11 protein-coding genes and 1 pseudogene are annotated in these 21,688 nt (G+C 75.0%); 10 read left to right on the top strand and 2 right to left on the bottom strand.

Translation table 11 applies throughout. The features are described from left to right. Positions 1-204: 204 nt before the first annotated feature. Complete coding sequence (locus ACFW3D_RS19430) at positions 205-1,299, bottom strand: aminoglycoside phosphotransferase family protein (RefSeq protein WP_500505415.1); 1,095 nt, start codon at positions 1,297-1,299, stop codon at positions 205-207. Positions 1,300-1,694: 395 nt separating this feature from the next. Here ACFW3D_RS19430 and ACFW3D_RS19425 point away from each other — a divergent pair, with 395 nt between their 5' ends. Then, positions 1,695-3,170 carry a DNA-binding protein NsdB gene (locus tag ACFW3D_RS19425; RefSeq protein ID WP_500505414.1) on the top strand — a complete coding sequence of 492 codons (1,476 nt, stop codon included), beginning with the start codon at positions 1,695-1,697 and terminating at the stop codon, positions 3,168-3,170. Between the two features lie 208 nt (positions 3,171-3,378). On the opposite strand, the gene ACFW3D_RS19420 is transcribed toward ACFW3D_RS19425, so the two are convergent. Further along, positions 3,379-4,869, bottom strand: coding sequence for a PP2C family protein-serine/threonine phosphatase (locus tag ACFW3D_RS19420; RefSeq protein WP_500505413.1), 1,491 nt, complete (start codon positions 4,867-4,869; stop codon positions 3,379-3,381). A gap of 348 nt (positions 4,870-5,217) precedes the next feature. Between ACFW3D_RS19420 and ACFW3D_RS19415 the strand changes: the two genes are divergently transcribed. From ACFW3D_RS19415 to ACFW3D_RS19375, 9 genes and pseudogenes are all read left to right on the top strand, one after another. Then, positions 5,218-6,642 carry a HEAT repeat domain-containing protein gene (locus ACFW3D_RS19415; protein ID WP_500505412.1) on the top strand — a complete coding sequence of 475 codons (1,425 nt, stop codon included), beginning with the start codon at positions 5,218-5,220 and terminating at the stop codon, positions 6,640-6,642. Positions 6,643-6,716: 74 nt separating this feature from the next. After that, a pseudogene (locus ACFW3D_RS19410) lies at positions 6,717-7,169 on the top strand (DUF6461 domain-containing protein); the annotation flags it as partial. Positions 7,170-7,463: 294 nt separating this feature from the next. After that, a complete protein-coding gene (locus tag ACFW3D_RS19405; RefSeq protein ID WP_500505490.1) occupies positions 7,464-8,585 on the top strand; it encodes a glycosyltransferase family 4 protein in 1,122 nt (373 codons plus the stop codon). After that, positions 8,582-9,736, top strand: a complete 1,155-nt coding sequence (locus ACFW3D_RS19400) for a glycosyltransferase (RefSeq protein ID WP_500505411.1) — start codon at positions 8,582-8,584, stop codon at positions 9,734-9,736. Before ACFW3D_RS19405 ends, ACFW3D_RS19400 begins: the two co-directional genes overlap by 4 nt. Next, complete coding sequence (locus tag ACFW3D_RS19395; protein ID WP_500505410.1) at positions 9,733-10,680, top strand: SGNH/GDSL hydrolase family protein; 948 nt, start codon at positions 9,733-9,735, stop codon at positions 10,678-10,680. The genes ACFW3D_RS19400 and ACFW3D_RS19395 overlap by 4 nt, the downstream gene beginning before the upstream one ends. Positions 10,681-10,684: 4 nt before the next feature. Next, complete coding sequence (locus ACFW3D_RS19390) at positions 10,685-14,287, top strand: hydantoinase B/oxoprolinase family protein (protein ID WP_500505409.1); 3,603 nt, start codon at positions 10,685-10,687, stop codon at positions 14,285-14,287. A 43-nt stretch (positions 14,288-14,330) separates the two neighbouring features. Further along, complete coding sequence (locus tag ACFW3D_RS19385; protein WP_500505407.1) at positions 14,331-15,881, top strand: hypothetical protein; 1,551 nt, start codon at positions 14,331-14,333, stop codon at positions 15,879-15,881. A 40-nt stretch (positions 15,882-15,921) separates the two neighbouring features. Next, positions 15,922-16,806, top strand: a complete 885-nt coding sequence (locus ACFW3D_RS19380; protein WP_500505406.1) for a hypothetical protein — start codon at positions 15,922-15,924, stop codon at positions 16,804-16,806. A gap of 79 nt (positions 16,807-16,885) precedes the next feature. Continuing rightward, entirely contained in the window at positions 16,886-21,631 is a 4,746-nt protein-coding gene (locus ACFW3D_RS19375) for a coiled-coil domain-containing protein (protein ID WP_500505404.1), read from the top strand. Positions 21,632-21,688 lie beyond the last annotated feature (57 nt).

Below are 21,688 nucleotides of genomic sequence, written 5' to 3'. Positions count from 1 at the left end.
GGAGCTTTCCCCGCACGGGCGCCGTGGCCTGCGGTGCGTCAGTGGACTGGACCACCCGCGGTGCCGCCCGGGCCCTCGGACCGCCCGGCCGGCACCGCGACGGCACCGGAGGGCCCTCCCCTGGCCCCCGGGCCCGTGACCGCGGAGCTCCGCCGTCCACCACGCACCGGTTCCTGCCCTTTCGTCCGGGAACCGGCCGGAGGATCACCTCGTGCCGACGGCGGCCCTGACGGCCCGCCGGGCGAGGCCGGCATCGTCGTGCAACCGGCGCAGCAGCAGTCGCTGCTCCTCGCCGGCCTCGGCCGCGCCCGGACCCGCCGGGACGGTGCTGCGCATCGTGCGCTGCACGGCGGTCTCGTAGGTGCGGATCTCCCGGGTGACCACCAGCATCAGGTTGACCAGGAAGGCGTCACGCGCGATGGGTCCGGCGGCCTGCGCCATCTGGCTGATCTGCCGCCGGGTGACCGGGTCGTCGCCCAGGATCATCCAGAGCACCGCCAGGTCGTAGCCGGGCAGGTACCAGCCGGCGTGCTCCCAGTCGACCAGCACCGGGCCGGCGGGGGAGAGCAGGATGTTGGAGAGCAGGGCGTCGCCGTGGTTGAACTGGCCCTGCGCGTGCGCCAGTCCGTGCAGCAGCTTCTGCAGGTCGCCCATGTCGCGGTCGGTGAGCAGGCCCAGCTCGTGGTAGCGGGACAGCCGTGCCGCGTAGTCGATCGGGGCATCGAAGACCCCGGCCGGCGGACGCCACATGTTGACCCGGGAGATCGCGCTGAGCGCCATCCGCACGTCCGCCCGCGGCGGGGCCTCCGAGGGGTGCCGCTGCAGGGCCGCGACCCGTCCGGGCATGCGCTCGAGGACGAGCGTGCAGCTCTCGGGGTCGGCGGCGATCAGCCGCGGGGCCCTGACCGGCGGCCGGTGCCGTACGAACGCCCGGTACGCGGCGATCTCGTGCCGGTACCGCTCCACCCAGGCGGGGGAGTGGTCCAGCAGGCACTTGGCGACCGCGGGGGCACGGCCCGAGGTGCCGACCAGCAGCACCGAGCGGCCGCTGCGCCGCAGCATCTGGACGGGCGTGAACTCGGGACAGATGCGCTGCACCGAGGCGATGGCCGAGCGCAGCTGCGCGCCTTGGGGTCCGGTCAAGTCGAGCCTCCCGCTGAGCGGGTGGGAGGTCCCCGGCGCGCCCCTGCGCGGAGCGGGCAGCACCGGGCGAGGACGTATGGCGGTCCCGGTCCCGGAGAACCCCGGGAACTGGGTCGGCCGGGGCGGTGCGGACACGGAGGACGATGCTGAATACATATGGGGAGACAGATCCCTTCGTGTGCCAACGAGCTCTTGACGAGGTGGCGGGGCCGGCGCGTGGACGGATCCGGAGCCGGAGTCGGCGTCCGGCCCCGCACCCTGGGGAATGCGGGTCCGGGCCGGCGGTCCGAACTGTCCACGCGCCGTACGCCCCTCGCGTACCAGTACGCACATGCCTCTCGAGTTGTTCAACGCTGATCGGCGTTTTTCGAAAGTTGTTCATATGCGACCGTTCGCGAGCCGGCGAGTGCCGGGCCGGGTGGCGCGTTCTTACTTGACCACCGCATGCGGGTGGCAGACCATCTGGCGCACCCTGGCGAACCATGGCGAATGCTCGCGGCGGCGCTGACCGGCCGTTAGTGTCAACAGTGCCGAGGAACCTGGGGGCTTGGATGGACAAGGAAGCCAACACACGGCTAGAGGACCTGTTCGCACTCACCGGATGGTCCAAGGGAGAGCTCGCGCGACTCGTCAACCGGCAGGCGGCGGCCATGGGCCACCCGCAGCTGGCGACGGACACCTCGCGCGTGCGCCGCTGGATCGAGACCGGTGAATCTCCCCGCGAACCCGTGCCGACCGTGCTGGCGGCCCTGTTCACCGAGCGTCTCGGCCGTGTCGTAACCATCGAGGATCTCGGGTTCGGCCGGCATCGGCGTACGGGAAGGAAGCAGTCCGTCAGCGCCGACGGGCTGCCCTGGCCACCGGAGCGAACAGCCGCGGTCCTCACCGAATTCACGGGAATGGACCTCATGCTCAACCGACGCGGTCTGGTGGGCGCGGGAGCTGCGCTCGCCGCGGGTTCCGCACTCAGCAACGCCATGTACGACTGGCTGCACACCGATCCGGCGCTCGCGGCCGACGCCCCCACCACCAACGACCCCTTCGCCGCCGACGCGGCCTCCTACGACCGCTACGAGGCGGCCCCGGTCGGCTCCCAGGAGATCGAGGCGCTGGAGCGCTCGGTCGAGGTGTTCCGCGCCTGGGACGCGTCCCGCGGCGGCGGGCTGCAGCGCAAGGCGGTCGTCGGACAGCTCAACGAGGTGGGCGGCATGCTCGCCTACCAGCACCCCGAGCACCTCAAGCGCAGGCTCTGGGGCGTGGCCGCCAACCTCGCCGTCCTGGCGGGCTGGATGTCCCACGACGTGGGCCTGGAGCCCACCGCCCAGAAGTACTTCGTCATCGCGGCGCACGCCGCCCGCGAGGGCGGCGACCGGCCCAGGGCCGGCGAGGCGCTCTCCCGCGCCGCCCGGCAGATGGTCCACCTGGGCCGGCCGGACGACGCCCTCGACCTGATGAAGCTGGCGCAGTCCGGCTCCGGGCAGGAGACCCTGCCGCGCACCCGCGCCATGCTCTGCACCATCGAGGCCTGGGCACAGGCCTCCATGGGGCACGGCCAGGCGATGCGCCGCACCCTGGGCAAGGCCGAGGACCTCTTCGCCACCGACCGCGGCGACGTCCCGCCGCCGAGCTGGATGCAGATGTTCGACGAGGCCGATCTGCACGGCATGCAGGCCCTCGCGTACCGCACCCTCGCCGAGTACGAGCCGCTGGCGGCACGGACGGCGCAGCAGCACGCCAAGCATGCGCTGGAGCTGCGCGGCAAGGGCCGGGACCGGTCCAACATCTTCGACTACATCTCACTGGCCTCGGCCTGCTTCATCGCCGACGACCCGGAGCAGGCGGACCGCTACGCCCGACTGGCGCTGCTGACCATCAGGCAGAACTCGTCGCTGCGTACCTGGGACCGGCTGAGGGAGATGTACCGGCTGACGGCCCGCTACTCCGACTTCACCAAGATCCAGGACCTGCGTGAGGAGATCGAGATCGCGTTGCCGAGCGGTCCCCGGCGCAAGGGCCCCGCGATCTGAGCGGAGCACCGCGCGGACGGCACGGACGATACGGACGATGTGGACCTCGATGAGCGGGACCAGCCGACTCGACGCCGAATGAGCCGGCTCTCCCGGATGTCCTCCTCGTGTCGACACATCGAGCACATCGACATGCCGACAGGTCGACCCCCGGCACCGTACCCAGGTGCGGCGCGGCTTTCGCGCGTCGGTGGTCGAGCCGTGGGCCTCAGTGGAACTTGGCGATGAGCACGCAGGCGTCGTCCTCGCGCTCGGGGGCGCCGAGTTCCTCCACCACGATGCGCACGCACTCCTGAGGGTCGCGCGCCAGGGCGAACCTCGGACCGAGCGCCAGAAGGTGCCGCACCGCGGCGGCCGCGTCCGAGGCCGCCACGGCGCCGGTACGCCGTGGCAGCAGGCCGTCGGTGTGCAGCACCAGCAGGTCGCCGGGGAGCAACCGCTCGGCCGCCTGGCCGTACTGGGCGCCGGACGTGGCTCCCAGCAGGACGCCCTCGGGTGCCTCGAGCGGCCGCCCCGTCCCGTCGCGGAACAGCAGCGGGACGGGGTGTCCGGCCTGCGCCCACACCAGCGAGCGGTCCTCCGGGCGGTAGCGGCAGCACAGGGCGCTGCCCAGTGAGGGCTGCGCGGAGCTGTCCAGCAACTGGTTGAGCCCGCCGAGCAGCGGTGCGGGGTCCAGTCCCGTCATCGCCATGCCGCGCAGTGCGCCGAGCAGCATGGCCATGCCGGAGGTGGCGGAGACCCCGTGCCCGGTGAGGTCGCCCACGGTGAGCAGCGTCGAGCCGTCGGGCAGTTGCAGCGCGTCGTACCAGTCGCCGCCGACGAGGGCGCCCGTCGAGGAGGGGAGGTAGTGGGCGGCGAGGTCGACGGTGGTGGGTCCGCCGTCCTGCGGGAACCGCAGGGACCCGCGCCACGGCGGCAGCACGGCTTCCTGCAGTTCGACCGCCAGCCGGCGCTCGGTCTGTTCGATCTGCCGTTCGCGCTGCAGCGAGTCACGGGTCTCGCGCAGCGTCCGCTGGCTGCGGCGCAGTTCGCTGACGTCGCGGAGCACCGCCCACATGGAGGCGGTGGCGCCGGCGGCGTCGAGCACCGGCTCGCCCACCATGTGCACCGTGCGCACGGCACCGTCCGGGCGGACGATGCGGAACTCGCAGTCGATCGGCCGGGCGTCCACCAGGCAGCCGGTCACGGCGGCGGTGAGGGTCTGCTGATCCTCGGCGAAGAGCCAGGAGGGCAGCTCGTCCAGGGTCAGCGGCCCGTCCTCGCGGGTGCGCCCGAAGATGCGGTAGAGCTCCTCCGACCACTGGACACCGTCCGTGACCAGGTTCCACTCGGCGCTGCCGGCCCGCCCCAGGGCCTGCACGGCACCGGGAGCCGGCACGAGGGCGGGGGGCGTCTCCCGGGGCGGGCGCGCCGCGTGGGCGGCGGCACCCTGCTCGGCGCCCGCCTCCCGGTCGCCGAGGGCGGGGAGTCCGTCCCGCAGCTGTCCGAGGTGCGCGCCGAGGTCGTCGAGCTGGTGGACGGCGAGGTCGCACAGCGCGCGCTGCCAGCGCAGCTGCGGGTCCTCCTCGTCCTCGGTGGCGGCGTCGCGGCGGACGGCGTCGACCTTGCCGCGCAGCTGGCGGGTCTGGGAGATGAGCGCGTCCACGGTGCCGGGCTCAGGCTTCGCGGTGGTGCGATCCTCATGCAAATGCGGCGGCATGACGCTCTCCGAACATGTCTCCGAACCGGGCGCCGGCCTCAACGGGGGCCGTACGGATGGGCCAGTCACGACTCTTGCACAAGGAGTGATGGCCCGTAAGGGTTTCTGCAATACCCGATCCGGTGGTGCTGCAGGCATATGCCAGGAGCCTGCGGTGCCCGCACGCTCGGGGGACTCCGCGGAATGCCTCGGTCCGGGTAAGCTGCGGGACGCCGCCCGTGAGCGTGCTCGCGGGCCGCCCGGGTGCCGTGCAAAGGGTTTGAACCCGGGGCGATCTGCGAAGATACCTCGCAGCCGGTAACGGAAAATCCCGTTGCCAACCAACCCCCCGCACCGGATGCTGACCTCATGTTCGACCCCGACATAGCGCCCAGCGGTACCCTTCTCGGCCTCCTCCAGAGAGGACGCGGAGACGGGACACTGCACGCCCTCGCGGCGCAGCGAGCCGACGCGCTCGCCGCGCTGGAGCAGTGCGTCCTGCGCGACCCCCGTCACGACTGGCGCGTGGAGTCCCGCTCCCTCTATTACGCGCGCCTCTACTCGGAGCTCGAGGGCCCGCTCGACGGGATCGAACAGCACCTCTTCCACCCCGACGACATCGTCAGCCCGGACGAGCACCGCTGCGGCCTCGCCCTGTCCGTCCTCGGCCACCTCGCCGGCTACGGCCGCCGGGACGCCGTCCTGCTGCTGCGCCGCTACGCCGCCACCGGCGGCAACTGGGAGTGGGCCCTCGACGAGCTCGCCGTACGTGACGAGGACGACGCGCTGCGTGCGCTCGGCCCGTCCGTGCTCGCCCGTTTCCCGCGCACCACGGAGGGTGACGCCCAGCTCGCCGCCGCGCTCCGCGAGGCGTACGAGCCACGGCCCTGGCGCTTGTGGTCCGAGGATCCGGACCCCGCCGTCTCCGAACGCGTGCGCAAGGCATCGGAACAGACCGCCTTCGACCGTTGGCAGCGCCAGATGCGGCCCGCCGGGCCGACCCCGGGCTGGAGCGTGGGCGCCGTGCTCGAATGGGCCCAGGAGGGCCTGGCCGCCCACCCGGCGGAGCACCGAGACGCCCCCGCCGCCCGCTGCCTCGCCGCCGTCGCCGGTCCCGAGGACCGCGAGGAGCTCGTCCGCGCGGCCCGCGGCGGCCCCGAGGCGGCCCGCGCCGCCGCCCTCCGCCACCTCTCGGACCGCCAGGACCGCGAGGCCCTCGACCTCATCGAGGCCGCCGCCCTCTCCGCGTCCGAACTCGTCGCCCGCGCCGCCGTCGAGTCGTTCGAGCGGATGCGCAGCGTCGCCGCCCTCACCCGGGCCCGCCTGTGGTCACGCAGCGAGGACGCGCTCGGCGCGGCCGCCGCCCGCATGCTCGCCTGTCGCGGCGGCGAACAGGACGCCGACCGCGTCCTCGGTGCGCTGCGCCGCCTCGTCCAGCGCGAGGGCGCCGACGCCGAGGGTCTGGCCGCGCTCGTCGAGGGGGCCGGCCGGCTCTCCATCGAATGCGCCGCCCCCGTGCTGCGTCACGTCTACCGCGAGACCAGCTCCTCACAGCTGCGCGGCGTCGCCGCCCACGCCCTCGGCCGCACCGACCCCAGTTTCGGCGCCGGGCTCGCCGTCGAGTGCCTGTGGGACTGCGAGGAGACCACCCGCGAACTCGCCGCGCGCACGGCCACGACCGCGGACGTCCGCGTCCTGGCCCGGCTGCGCAGCCTCGCCGCGGATCCCGCGGAGGAGGCCGAGGTCCAGACCGCCGTCCGTGGCCGCCTCAGTTCCGGCGACCCCGCGCGGTAGCCCCCCGGCCGCGGCTGCCGTCGCCCGCGCCTACCGTGTCCCCGTAGCCGGAACACGGAGCGTGAGGACGGCACATGCCGGGACCGGACCGGATGTACGGCCGTGACCTGCCGCTGCTGAGCCTGACCTTCGCCCGCCGTATCCCGCCGTGGGAACTCCTGGCGCGGATGGGTGTGAACGGCCGGCCGGCCCTGCTCACCCAGGAGGAACTCGCCGAGGAGTCCGGCGACCTGCTGTACGCCGACGACGGGTACATGGTCAGCGCCGGCCGCCACGGGGAGTGGGCCCGGGCCTGGGAGCACGGCAGTTGGCGCTGCGTCGAGGGCGACCGGCTGGTCCTCGACGTCTCGGCGGGGACGCAGGCTCTGGTGCTGCACGCCAACGAGAAGCCGACGGTGGAGTTCCGCTACGCCGAGGACGGGCACCTCGTCACGGGCATCAGCACCCTGCCGGGCCTCCACCCGGACCACTTCACCGGCCGCGATCCCCTGCGGTTCACTCCCGCGCTGCGTGCCCTGGGGGCCGTACCCGAGGACGGGGACCACGGCCCGCTGGGCCCGCGCGGACTCTTCCACCGCCTCGCCGAAGGACTCGGCGCCGGCCTCCCGCACGCCGACCTGACCGTCCGCCCCTTGCTCGTCGCCGGGCTCCTGCCCGGACCGGCGAGCGGCGTCCGACGCCGCCGGGCGCCGCGTCCGGAGGAGACCCACGGGCGCCGCCGCGGCCGGAAGGCCCGATCCCGAGCCAACGCTCACGGCACGTTCCCCAAGGTGAAAGATCCACGTGACCCGGACAACGCCCGGGGAGCCGACAACGTCCGTATGCGAGTAGCCATCGTCACCGAGTCCTTCCCACCCGACGTCAACGGAGTGGCCCACTGCGCGCTGCGCACGGCCGAACACCTGGTCCGCAGGGGCCACGAGCCGCTGGTGATCGCGCCGGCCGGCCCGCACGAGTCCGCGCCGGGCGACGAACCGTGCCCCGTCGTGCGCGTGCCGTCGGTGCCGCTGCCCGGCTACCCGCAGGTCCGGGTGGCGCTCCCCGGCCGCAGGACCGCGGCGGCGATCGCCGCGCACCGCGCCGAACTCGTCCACCTGGCCAGTCCGTTCATCCTCGGGGTGCGCGGCATGGCCGCGGCCACCCGGCAGCACATCCCCGCGGTCGCCGTCTACCAGACGGACCTCGCGGGGTACGCCCGCACCTACCTGAGCCGCGGGGAGAGCACCGCGTGGCGCCGCATCCGCGCCGTGCACACGGCCGCGGACCGCACGCTCGCCCCGTCCAGCGCCTCCCAGCGCGACCTGGAGGCGCACGGCGTCCCGCGGGTGCACCTGTGGCCGCGCGGCGTGGACTCCGTGCGCTTCGACCCGGCCCACCGCGACGAGGCGCTGCGCCGTGAACTCGCCCCGAACGGCGAGGTCCTGGTCGGCTACATCGGCCGCCTCGCCCCGGAGAAGCACGTGGAGCTGCTGGCCGGCGCCTCCCGGCTGCCCGGCGTGAAGGTGGTCGTCGTCGGCGACGGCCCGAGCGCCCAGGGGCTGCGCGAGGCGCTGCCGGGCGCGGCGTTCCTCGGCCGCCGCACCGGGCACGACCTGGCGCGGATCTACGCCTCCCTCGACGCCTTCGTCCACACCGGGCCCTTCGAGACGTTCTGCCAGACCGTCCAGGAGGCGATGGCCAGCGGGCTGCCCGTCATCGCCCCCGCCGCCGGGGGTCCGCTCGACCTCGTCGACCACGGCCGCACCGGCCTGCTCGTGCCGCCCGGCGACGTGGACGCCGTCACCGGCGCCGTACGGCTGCTGGCGAGCGCCCCCGCCATGCGCGACCAATTCGGCGCCGAGGGGCGCGCCGACGTGGCCGCACGCACCTGGGAGGCGGTCGGCGACCTGCTCCTGCGGCACTACGCGCAGGTGCTCGACGCCCGTACGGCGGTGGCGGCATGACCGGCCCGCTGCGCATCGTCAGGCTGGCGAACTTCGTCACGCCCACCTCCGGAGGCCTGCGCACCGCGCTGCGCCACCTCGGCGAGGGCTACCTGGCGGCCGGCCACGACCCGGTCCTGATCGTCCCGGGTCCCGCCGCCAAGGACGAAATGACCTCCCAGGGCCGCGTCATCACCCTTCCCGGCCCCCTGGTCGCCGGGACCGGCGGCTACCGCGTGCTGACCGGCAGGCCACGGCTGGAGGCGGTGCTGGACGGCCTCCGACCGGACCGGCTGGAGGTCTCGGACCGCACGACGCTGCGCTGGACCGGGGAATGGGCGCGCCGCCGCCGGGTGCCGTCCGTGATGGTCTCCCACGAGAGCGTCGACGGGGTGCTGCGCACCTGGGGCCTGCCCAGCGCCCTCGCCAAGGGCGCCGCCGACCGGCTCAACCGCCGCAGCGCGCACGTGTACTCGCGCATCGTCTGCACCACCGCCTGGGCCGCCGCGGAGTTCGAACGGATCGGGGCCCGCAATGTCGTACGGGCGCCGCTCGGCGTCGACCTCGAGGCGTGCCACCCGGTGCACCACGACCCGGAGTTGCGCGCCCGGTACGCCGGCAACGCAGAGGTGCTGCTGGTGATGTGCTCCCGCCTGTCGCCCGAGAAGCGGCCGGGACGCGCCCTGGAGGCGCTCGCCCACATGCGTCACCAGGGCGTGGACGCCGTCCTCGTCGTCGCCGGGGACGGGCCGATGCGCGCCCGTCTGGAGGCGCGGGCCCGGGAGGCCCGGCTGCCGGTCACCTTCCTCGGGCACGTCCCCGTACGCCGCGCCCTGTCCGCCCTCCAGGCCACCGCCGACGTGGTCCTGGCCCCGGGCCCGGTGGAGACGTTCGGCCTGTCCGCCCTGGAGGCCCTCGCCTGCGGCACCCCGGTCGTCGCCAGCGCGCTGTCCGCGCTGCCCGACATCCTCGGCCCGGCCGGTGCCGCCGCGACCGACGACGGTCCCGCCTTCGCCGACGCGGTCGGGCACCTGCTGTCCCGCCCCGAGCCCATGCGCCGCGCCATCGCCCGCGCCCAGGCCGAGCGCTACGGCTGGCCGGCCGCGGTCGGCGCCTTCCTCGCCGCGCACGACGCCGCGCCCCGGCTCACCGCCCCGGAGGTCACGTCATGACGACGGGCACGCGGACGCCCACCGTCCCCGGACGTCCCAGACCCGCAGCCCACCCGCCCACCGGAACCGAGGCCGCGGTACCCGTCCGCACCCGCACCGAGGAGATGCGCTTCGCCGCCCTCGGCGACTCGCTCACCGAGGGACTCGGCGACCCCGTCGCCGGCGGATGGCGCGGTTGGGCGCCGCTCCTGGCGCAGGGGCTGGCCGCCGAGCCCTCGGCCGTCCGCCTGCTCAACTGCTCCCGCAGCGGCGCCCTCACCAAGGACGTCGTCGAGGAGCAGCTCCCCCGCGCACTGGACCACCGGCCGCACCTGGCCTCCGTGGTGGTCGGCGCCAACGACACCCTCCGCGGCAGCTTCGACATCGAGACCGTCGCCCGCCGCCTGGACACCGTCCTGGCCCAGTTGCGCGCCCACGGCGCCGAGGTGCTCACCGCCTGCCTGCCGGACCCCGGCCGCATGCTGGGCCTGCCGTGGCCGCTCGCCCGCCCGCTGGGCCGCCGGATGGCCGCGCTCAACCAGGTCGTGCACGTCCTGTCCGAGCGGTACGACGCCGTGCACCTGCACGCCGCCCGGCATCACTGGGTGGCCGACCGCGCGTCCTGGAGCGCGGACCGGCTGCACCCCAGCGAGCTGGGCCACCGGCTGCTGGCCCGGGAGTTCCACGAGCTCCTGGTCGCACGCGGCCTGTCGGACGGCGAACCGCCGTCCACGGCCACCGGCGGCCCGGGACCGGGCGCCGCGGCGAGCGTCCGGTGGATGGCGACCAAGGGCACCCGCTGGGTCGCCGACCGCTGCACCGATCTGCTGCCGGACCTGCTGCGGCTCGCCGGACGGGAGGTCCGGCACCGGCTGGCGGGCACCGACGGGCTGCTGGACCTGCGCTCCCGCGACGCCACGGCCGCCGCGCTGGCCCGCCTGGGAGGGGCGTGCCTGGGACAATGAGGACGTGACCGGACGCTGGGAGTTCTGGATCGACCGGGGCGGCACCTTCACCGACGTCGTCGCCAGACGGCCGGACGGCGGTCTGGAGACCTGCAAGCTGCTCTCCCACGACCCCGGCCGCTACCGGGACGCCCCCGTCGAGGGCATCCGGCGCATGCTCGGCCTGGGCCCCGGCGAACCCGTACCCGCCGAGCGGATCTCCGCGGTCAAGATGGGCACCACGGTCGCCACCAACGCCCTCCTGGAACGCAGGGGCGAGCCGACCGTCCTGGTCGTCACCGAGGGCTTCCGCGACGCGCTGCGGATCGCGTACCAGAACCGGCCGCGGCTCTTCGACCGCAGGATCGTGCTCCCCGAGGCGCTCTACGAGCGCGTCATCGAGGTCCCCGAACGCGTCGACGCACACGGCGAGGTCGTCCGTCCGCTCGACCCCGACGCCATCGGCGCGGCCCTGCGCGAGGCCCGCCGGGACGGCCTGAAGAGCGTCGCCGTCGTCCTGCTGCACGGCTACCGCCACCCCGCCCACGAGCAGGCCGTCGCGCGGGCGGCCCGTGAGGCCGGATTCGACCAGGTCAGCTGCTCCCACGAGGTCAGCCCGCTGATCAAGCTGGTCCCGCGCGGCGACACCACCGTGGTGGACGCCTACCTGTCGCCGATTCTGCGCCGCTACGTGGACGAGGTGGCCGCCGAGCTGCGGGGCGTCCGCCTGATGTTCATGCAGTCCAACGGCGGGCTCCGCGAGGCCGGTCACTTCCGTGGCAAGGACGCCGTGCTGTCCGGCCCGGCCGGGGGAGTGGTCGGCATGGTCCGCGCCTCCCGGCAGGCCGGGTTCGACCGGGTCGTCGGTTTCGACATGGGCGGTACCTCCACCGACGTCTCCCACTGGGCGGGCGAACTGGAGCGCGTCCTCGGCACCCAGGTGGCGGGCGTACGGATGCGGGCGCCCATGATGAACATCCACACGGTGGCGGCCGGCGGCGGCTCCGTCCTCCACTTCGACGGGCAGCGCTACCGCGTCGGCCCCGACTCCGCGGGCGCCGACCCCGGCCCCGCCTGCTACCGCCGCGGCGGCCCGCTGACCGTCACCGACGCCAATGTGATGCTCGGCCGCGTCCAGGCCGCGCACTTCCCGGCCGTGTTCGGCCCGGACGGCGACCAGCCGCTGGACACCGAGGCCGTCCGCGCCGGCTTCGCACGGCTCGCCGACGAGGCCGCCGCCGCGACCGGCGACCGCCGCACCCCGGAGGAGGTCGCCGCGGGCTTCCTGGAGATCGCCGTTCTGAACATGGCCAACGCCGTGAAGAAGATCTCCGTCCAGCGCGGCCACGACATCACCCGTTACGCCCTCACCAGCTTCGGCGGAGCGGGTGGCCAGCACGCCTGCGCGGTCGCCGACGCCCTGTCCGTCGACACCGTCGTCGTGCCCCCGCTCGCGGGGGTGCTGTCCGCGTACGGGATCGGGCTGGCCGACGCCACCGCCATGCGCGAGCGCTCCGTGGAGACCGGGCTCGGCGAGGACGGGCTGGCCGCCCTGCGCGGGGTCCGCGACGAGCTCGACGGCCTGGCCCGCGCCCAACTGCGCGAGGACGGCGTCCCCGACGACAGCGTCGAGACCGTCACCCGAGTCCACGTCCGGTACGCCGGTACCGACGCCGCGCTCCCGGTGCCGTTCGGGACCGTCGAGGCCATGCGCGAGGCGTTCACCGCGGACCACCGCGCGCGCTACGCCTTCACCATGGACAAGCCCCTGGTCGTCGAGGCGGTCTCGGTCGAGGCGGTCGGTTCCGCGGGCCCGCCGGGACGCCACTTCGTGGAGCAGCCGGCCCGGGAGGGCCCGCTGCGACCGGCCGCCGAGGTGTCGCTGTACGCGGAGGGCCGACGGCAGGACTGCCACCTGTTCCGCAGGGACGGGATGCGCCCGGGCGACACCGTGGACGGGCCCGCCGTGATCGCCGAGGCCGACGCGACGACCGTCGTCGACGACGGCTGGCGGGCCGCAGTGGGCGAGCACGGCCACCTCCTGCTCACCCGGGTGCGGCCCCGGCCCGGCCGGACGGCGGTGGGGACCGAGGTCGACCCGGTGATGCTGGAGGTCTTCAACAACCTCTTCATGTCGATCGCCGAGCAGATGGGCGTGCGCCTGGAGAACACCGCCCACTCCGTCAACATCAAGGAGCGCCTGGACTTCTCCTGCGCCCTGTTCGACCCCGAGGGCAACCTCATCGCCAACGCCCCCCACATCCCCGTCCACCTCGGCTCCATGGGCGAGTCCATCAAGGAGGTGCTGCGGCGGAACGAGGGCGGCATGCGACCGGGCGACGCCTACGCCGTCAACGACCCCTACCACGGGGGCACCCACCTGCCCGACGTCACCGTCGTCACCCCCGTCTTCGACGACGAGGGGCGGTCGCTGCGCTTCCTGGTCGCCTCGCGCGGCCACCACGCCGAGATCGGCGGGCTCACCCCCGGCTCCATGCCTGCCTTCAGCCGCACCGTGCACGAGGAGGGAGTCCTCTTCGACAACTGGCTCCTGGTCCGGGACGGCCGCCTGCGCGAGGAGGAGACCCGCGCCCTGCTCGCTGACGCCCCGTACCCCTCGCGCGACCCGGACACCAACATCGCCGACCTGCGGGCGCAGATCGCCGCCAACGAGAAGGGCATCGCCGAGCTGCGGCGCATGACCGCGCAGTTCGGCCTCGACGTCGTGCACGCCTACATGGGGCACGTGCAGGACAACGCCGAGGAGTCGGTACGGCGCATCGTCGCCGTACTCGACGACGGCGAGCGCGCGTACGAGACCGACAACGGCGCGGTCATCCGCGTCGCCGTCCGCGTCGACCGCGAGGCGCGCTCCGCCGTCCTGGACTTCACCGGCACCTCGCCGCAGCAGGAGGGCAACTTCAACGCGCCGCGGTCCGTGGTCATGGCTGCCGTGCTCTACGTCTTCCGCACCCTCGTCGCCGACGACATCCCGCTCAACAGCGGCTGCCTCGAGCCGCTGGACGTCCGCGTACCCGAGGGATCGATGCTCGCCCCGCAGTACCCGGCGGCCACCGTCGCCGGCAACGTGGAGACCTCCCAGGCCGTCACGGGCGCCCTCTACGCGGCGCTCGGGGTGCAGGCCGAGGGCTCCGGCACGATGAACAACGTCACCTTCGGCAACGACCGGGTGCAGTACTACGAGACGGTGGCCAGCGGTGCCGGGGCGGGCGAGGGCTTCGACGGCGCCGACGCCGTCCAGACCCATATGACCAACTCCCGGCTCACCGACCCCGAGATCCTCGAGTGGCGCTACCCCGTCCGGGTGGAGGGCTTCGCCCTGCGCGACGCGAGCGGCGGCGAGGGCCGCTGGCACGGGGGCCGCGGCGTTGTGCGCCGCATCCGCTTCCTGGAGCCCATGACGGTCGCCCTGCTGTCCGGCCACCGGCGGGTCGCCCCGTACGGCCTGGCGGGCGGCGCTCCCGGCGCCCTCGGCGAGAACCGCATCGAGCGCGCCGACGGCACCGTCACCCCGCTCGGCGGGGTCGACTCGGCCGAGGTGGGCCCCGGTGACGTCCTGGTCGTCGCCACGCCGGGCGGCGGCGGCTACGGGGCCGCCGGCGCCTGAGGGGCCCGGACGCGGGGGTGCCCGGACCGCGCCGTTTGGGCCGATGTCGGTCCGAGCGCCTAGTCTGTGCGTCGTGACCACGACCGTTCCGCACCAGCTCAGCGGCGGTGTCCGGCCCGCGCCGGGCCCGGCCGCCGACGAGGGCCTGGCCCGCCGGCTCAAGGCCCTGGCCTGCACCGCGCCGCTGCACGACCTCGACGCGCGCAAGGCCAACCTCGCGGGCGAGTACTCGGTGTACGCGATGGCGGAGGTCGCCCTGGCCGCCATCGACCTGGTCACGCTCAACATGGACTTCGACACCGGCGCCGACCACGACCAGATAATCTCCCGGCTGCTGCCCCGCATCGCCGCCCAGGCCCCCGGCCGTCCCGCCGCCGAGCACGAGCGGGTGGGCCGCTGGGTCCTGGAGAACCTGATCAACGTCGGCAGCGTCGACCGCGGCTTCCGCGCCGTCTACGGCACTTTCGGTCCCGACGGCGCCTACGTCCGCCGGGACTACGACTTCAAGCTGATCGAAGAGGTCCCGGGCCGCGACGGCACCGTCTACCTGCGCACCACGGACGAGGCCGTCAACGTGCTCGTCGGCGCCCTCGACACCGACGTGACCAGCGCCCAGATCGCCGCCGAGGTCAAGCTGGAGGTACTGATCAACCGGGGCCGCCTGGCCGACGCCCAGCTCGCCGCGGAACAGGCCCGCTACCGCACCGTGCAGTACGCCGAGACACTGCGCCGCGCCCTGGACGCCACCCGGCGCAACGTCCGGGCCGTCGACTGGATCAGCACCGTCCCCGACATGATCGCCGAGGCGCTCGACCACGTCGCCGACCGCTACCGGCACGAGAACGCCATCCTGACCAACATCCGCAAGGCCCGGGACGAGTCGGAGGACCCGGAGCACAAGCGCCGCGCCGCCGAGCTCGTCGACATCGTCAAGGACTGCATCCGCCGCCACACCCAGCTGCAGTCCCGGCTGCTGGAGGCCGGCCCGATCTTCCGCGCCGAGCAGGACCGGCAGGCCTTCGCCGCACCCCGAGGCGGTGCCCTGGTCGGCATGCTCGACCTGTACGGGCAGCTGGTCGCGCCCGTCCTGCCGCTCCCGGTGGAGCAGGCCACCCGTGTCACCGACGCCTGGTTCGCCCGCGGCACGGGCCTGCGCACCCCCGCCTCGGTACGCGTCACCGACCTCGTGGACGCGCTGCTCACACCACCGCTGGAGCGCGAGCACCTCGGAGCCGAGATGCCCGAGCCCGACCTCGTCGCCACCCCGGACGACAGCCGGTTCAGCGAGGAGCAGCTCGAGACCGCCCTGGAAATCCTCGACCTGCCGCACGACGCCCCCCGCCGGCTGTCCGGGCTGCTCGCCGAGGCCCGCCGCCTCGACCCCGAACTGCCCTACCTGGTGGCGCTGCTCGCGGTGCACGCGGCCAGCCCGCCCGTCGGTACGGCCTACCGGCAGGGGGAGGAGCGGCTGCTGTTCGCCGTGGACGACGGCACCCGGCTGGACGACCCCGAGTTCGGCGGTGCCGACCTCATCGTGGGCACGGCCCGGCTGGACGCCGCCGGGATGGCCGCCGAGCGGTCCGAGGTGGCGTGACGATGAGCGAACCGACCATCCGTACCGAGGAGACGACCCCGTGAGCGACCACCGCGACGGCGAGAGCACGCAGCCGCCCGCAGCGGCCCCCGGCCCGGCGGCGGCCGTCACCCCGGGAGACGCCGCGGACGCCGCCCGCCTCGTCTCCTTCGGCCTCCAGCCCAAGCTGCTTCCCGCGCGCGACGCCGAGTACGCCGAACTGATCCGCCGCTACCGCGAGGAGCCGCTGTTCTCGCGGCTGGCCGACGCCGTGGCCGCCGGACTCGGCCTGGTCGTGCTGGAGGTGTCACCACGGGCGGGCATGGCACTTGCCGCCGGTGAGGACTCGGTCTTCGCCGTCCGCATGGGCGACTACTCGCGCCGCGCCGCCTCCGACGCGGGTGACCGCTTCCTGCACGGCCTGGCCCACCTCGCCACCGCCGCGATGGCCTTCCCGCGCCCGGAGGACCTCGCCGACGACGCGTACATCGGCCGCGTCACCGTCAACGGCATCGACGGCTTCCTGCGCCAGGCCTGCCGCCGACTGGAGGAACGGGCCGACGAGCAGGGCGAGAACACCGACCCGGCCACCGACGCCCCCGGCCTCGAGGCCGCCTGGCGGGTCTACGTGCGCCGCAGCTCCACCGGCGCCACCAAGGACGCCCGGCGCCTGGCGGGCTCCACCACCGGCATCGTGGGCAAGGCCGTCTCCTTCCTCGTGGACTCGGGGTTCCTGCAGCGCACGGGTGACGAATCGGGCGGCACCTACCGCACCACCGCCCGCTACCAGCTCCAGGTGCGCGACATGGCGGGCAGCGCCGCCATGGCCGAGCTCCTGGACCTGGGCATCGTGCCCCGGGCCGGTGAGTCCGCGGCGCTGATGCCGGCGGAGGAGGGCGAGGACCTCGGCCTCGTGGCCGGAGCCGGTCTGCCCTTCCACTCCTGAACGGCGGACCGCCCCGCCCCCGGATCCTGGCGATCCACCCGAACCTGCCGACCACAGACCACCACCACGAGAGCCCCTCATGTACGAGCTGTCCCGGGTCCGCCTCTACTCCATCGGGCCCGCCGGCGCGCGCTACGCCGACACCGTCCTGGACCTGCGCGGAGTCGGCGAGTTCGTCCCGCAACCCGCCCCCGCCCAGGCGGAGTTCTTCGAGGACGAACCGACCGGGCCGCCGCGCCGTCCGGCGCCTGCCGGGGTGCTCTTCCTGGAGAACGGCGGCGGCAAGTCCGTCCTGCTCAAGCTGATCTTCTCGGTCATGCTGCCCGGCCACCGCAACACCCTGGGCGGCGCCAGCTCCGGTGTGCTCCGCAAGTTCCTGCTGGCCGACGACTGCGGCCACGTCGCCCTGGAGTGGCAGCACACGGTCACCGGCGAGCTGGTCGTCGTCGGCAAGGTCAGCGAGTGGCGCGGACGCCAGGTCTCCTCCGACCCGCGCAAGTTCGCCGAGGCCTGGTACTCCTTCCGGCCCGGCCCCGGGCTCGGTCTGGACTCGCTGCCGGTGGCCGAGTCCACCGCCGTGCGTCCGTCCGCCGAGGGCGCCTCGGGCGCCCGCGGCCGCCGCCGCACCATGAAGGGCTTCCGCGACGCCCTGACCGACGCCGGACGCTACTACCCGCACCTGGAGGTGGTGTGGGAGGAGATCCACGACCGCTGGAACGAGCACCTCGGCGAGCTCGGCCTCGACCCCGAACTCTTCCGCTACCAGCGGGAGATGAACGCCGACGAGGGCGAGGCGGCCGGTCTCTTCGCGGTGAAGAAGGACTCCGACTTCACCGACCTGCTGCTGCGCGCGGTCACCGACACCCGGGACACCGACGGCCTCGCCGACCTCGTGCACGGCTTCGCGGGGAAGCTGGGCCGCCGGGCCGAGCTCACCGCGGAACGCGACTTCACGGCGGGCTCCCTCGAACTGCTCGGCCGCATCGTCGACACCGCCGCCGCCCGTGAACAGGCACGCGGTGTGCACGCCCAGTCCGAGCGCCGCGCCCGTGCCCTGGCCCGCAGGCTGTCCGCGCGCGCCCGCGAGGAACGGGGCCGCGCCGCCGAGCTGGCCCAGGAGACGGCCCGCGCCGCGCACACCGTCACCGACGCCGAGGCCGCCCGCGGCCGCAGCGCCCTCGTCGCGTCCGAACTCGCCTACCGGCACGCCACGCTGGCCCTGGCCGCGGGCGAGAAGAGCGCCACCGCGCTGCGCCGCGAGCTCAACGACGCCCGGACGCTGCAGTCCGCCTGGCAGGCCGCGGAGACCGTGCTGCGGCACCGGGCCGCCGCCGACCGCCTGGCCCGGGTCACCGCCGCCATCCGCGAGGCGGAACGGGACGCCGCGCCGGCTCTGGCCGCCCGCACGAAGGCCGCGGGCGACCTCGTCCGCGCCCTGAGGGCCGCCGCGGACACCGCCGACGAGCGGGCGGACGCGGAGGAGGAACGCTCGGCGGGACTCCAGGCGCAGTCCGAGGCGGCGCACCGCGACGCCACCGCCGCCGCAACGGGGGCGCAGCGCGCCCGCAGCGAGTCCGGGCACCTGGTGCAGCGGCTGGCGGAGGTCGAGCAGGAGACCGCCGAGGCGGTCCGGGCCGGCTGGCTGGACGACTCCGCCCCCGACGCCGACCCGGCCCGTGCCGCCCTGGAGGCCTCGGACGCCGAGAAGGGGGCCGCCGGCGCCGCGGAGGCCGCCCGCGACGCGGCCCGCCGGGCCGGTGAGCGGGCCCGGGAGGCCGCGGCCGCCGATGCCCGCGCCGAGCTGTCCGCCGCCCGCGCGGCCGACGCCCTCGCCGCGGCCGAGGCCGCCCACGCCGCCGAGTCACGTGTCGCGCACGCCCTCGCGGCCGAGCCGCGGCTGGCCGAACTGCTCAGCCTGCCGCCCGTGGAGGCCCCCGGGACCGTCCCGACGGCGGACGCGGCGGACGCGGCGGACGCGGCGGACACGGCGGGAGACACCGCCGCGGACCGCGGTCCCGCCATCCCCGCCCAGGTCTCCGCGGCCCGGCGCGACGCCCCCGCGGCCGGACGCCGACCCGCCGAGCAGGGACCGCTGACCGCGGCCGAGCTCGACGCCTTCGCGGAGCCCCTCAAGGAGATGCTGGACGGGGCCGTGGCCTCCGCCGAGCGGCAGTTGTTCGACCTGCGCACCGCCGCCGCCGACGACGCCCGCATCCTGGCCGCGCTCGGCGACGGCGGGCTTCTGCCGCCGGGCCCCGACGTGCTCGCCACCGTCGAGTACCTGGGTGAGCACGGCATCCCCGCGCTCCCCGGCTGGCGTTACCTCGCGCAGGCCGTCGACCCGGCCGACCACGCCGCCGTCCTCGCCGCCCGCCCGGAGCTGGTGGACGGCGTGGTCGTCACCGACCCCCAGAGCTACGTACGGGCCCGCGAGGTGCTGGCGCAGGCGGCGCTCCTGCCGCGGTCGACCGTCACGGTGGGCACGGCGGCCGCGCTGCTCGCCCCGCCGCCCCCGGCGGGCGCCGGGACCGAGCTCTTCCTCGTCCCGCCCAACCCGGCCATGCACGACGAACTGGCCGCCGACGGCGAGCGGCAGGCGCTCCGCGCCCGCGCCACCACCCGCGAGGAGGACATCCGCGGGCTCGCCGCCCGCCTGGCCGAGGACCGGACCCTGGCCGCCCGGCTCTCCTCGTGGCGCTCCGGCTGCCCGAGTGGCCGGCTCGCCGAGCTCGCCGCGGCCGTCGAGACCGCCCGGGAGACGGCGGGCGCCGCGCGCGAGGAGCTGGCGGAGGCACGCTCGGTACGGATGGAGGCCGACGAGGCCGCGGCCGAGGCGAGCGCCCTGCGCGACGAGCGCCAGGAGGTGGCGCAGCAGGCCCGGCGGGCCGCCGACGCGCTCGCCGGTCTCGCCTTCCGGCTGCGGGAGCGGGCCAACTGGCAGCGCAGGAGCCGGGAACTGGCCGAGGACGCCGCCGAGGCCGAGACCCGCGCCGAGGCCTGCCTGACGCTGGCGCGCGCCGCCGACGAGGACCGCCGTGCCGCCCAGCGCGCCGCGGACGACGCGCGCCGCACCGCGCGCGTGCTCCGTGCCGAGCGCTCGGAGATCACCGGTGCCCCCGACGACGCCCTCGACGACGAGGACGGCGCGGGGCAGCCGGCCGGCTCGCTGCCGGCCCTGCGCGAGGCCTACCGTGCCGCCTCCCAGGTGTACGAGAAGGTGGGCGTCGGTGCCGACCTGCGGGCCGAACAGGCCCGCGCCGAGAGCACCGAGCAGTCCGCGCTCACCGAACTGGAACGCCTCACCAACAAGGTGCGCACCCGCGCCGCCCAGCTGCTGGAGGGGCCGGACGGCGCCGACGGTCCCGCCCGGCAGGCCGCGGCCGCCCGCGCGGAACAGCTGGTGGCGACCCTCGACTCCCGCGCCTCCGCGGCCAGCGAGCAGCTGGGCCGGCTCCGCGGCGAGGCCGAGCGGCACGCCCCGGTGGACGGCGACGCGCACACCGAGCTCCCCGAGGAGCTGCTGCCCCGCGATGCCGGGCACGCCCAGGAGCTGCTGCGCGGCGCCAACGGCGAACTGGCCGCCCGCACCGACGCACTGGTCCATGCCCGGGACGGCCACGGGGACCTGGTGCGCGCGCACCGGGCAGCCGAGGACGCCGCGACCGGTTTCGACGAACTCGCCGCGTTGCTGCGGGACCTGCTCCGCGACGGCGACCGCCAGCCCGAGGAGGGCGAGGAGGAGCCCGAGCCGTACTCCGGCTCCCTGGAGGAGGCCAGGACGGCCGTCGCCGAGACCCGCCGCAGCCTGCGCGGCTGCGCAGCCGACCTGTCGGCGGCCGAGTCGCAGCTGCGGGAGTCCTGCGACGTACTCGTGCGCCACGCCAACGCCGCCCGCTACGAGCAGGTGCGCACCCCGGCCCGCCAGCAGATCCGCGAACTGCCCGGCTCCGCGCTGCCCGAGCACGCGGCCTCCTGGCACTCCGCCTTCACGCCGCGACTGCGCGTCCTGACCGACGAACTGGAGCAGCTGGAGCGCAACCGCGACAGCATCGTGGACCGGCTGCGCGGCATGGTGGAGTCCTCGCTGGCCACCCTGCGGTCCGCGCAGCGGCTGTCCCGCCTGCCGGAGGGGCTGGGGGAGTGGTCGGGACAGGAGTTCCTGCGGATCCGCTTCGACGACCCGGACCACGCGGAGCTCAACGAACGGCTCGGCACCGTGATCGACGAGGCGACCCGGGCGGCCGTCCGGAAGAACTCCGACCTGCGCCGGGACGGGATGTCGCTGCTGCTGCGCGGGGTCGCCGCCGCCCTCGAACCCAAGGGCGTGGTCGTCGAGATCCTCAAGCCGGACGCGGTGCTGCGCGCCGAGCGGGTCCCGGTCGGGCAGATGGGCGACGTCTTCTCCGGCGGCCAGCTGCTCACCGCCGCCATCGCGCTCTACTGCACGATGGCGGCGCTGCGCAGCAACGACCGTGGCAGGGACCGGCACCGGCACGCGGGCACGCTCTTCCTCGACAACCCGATCGGCCGCGCCAACGCCACCTACCTGCTGGAGCTGCAGCGGGCGGTCGCCGACGCGCTGGGCGTCCAGCTGATCTACACCACGGGTCTGTTCGACACCACGGCGCTCGCCGAGTTCCCGCTGGTCGTACGGCTGCGCAACGACGCGGACCTGCGCGCCGGCCTGAAGTACATCAGCGTCGAGGAACACCTGCGGCCCGGACTTCCCGTCCGGGACCCGGAGTCCGAGCCGGTGCACGGGGAGATCACGGCGACGCGGATGTTCCGTCGCCCGGCGGAGCAGTCGGCCCCGCAGGGCGGCTGACCCCGGGCGACCGCGCCGCGGGGCCCGGGTACGTGGGGTCGGGCCGGGCACCCGGGG

This window comes from Streptomyces sp. NPDC058864 (assembly GCF_042742985.1).
In the GTDB taxonomy this organism is placed as follows: domain Bacteria; phylum Actinomycetota; class Actinomycetes; order Streptomycetales; family Streptomycetaceae; genus Actinacidiphila.
The sequence above is the reverse complement of the archived record's forward strand: the minus strand, read 5'-3'. Positions and strand labels throughout refer to the sequence as shown.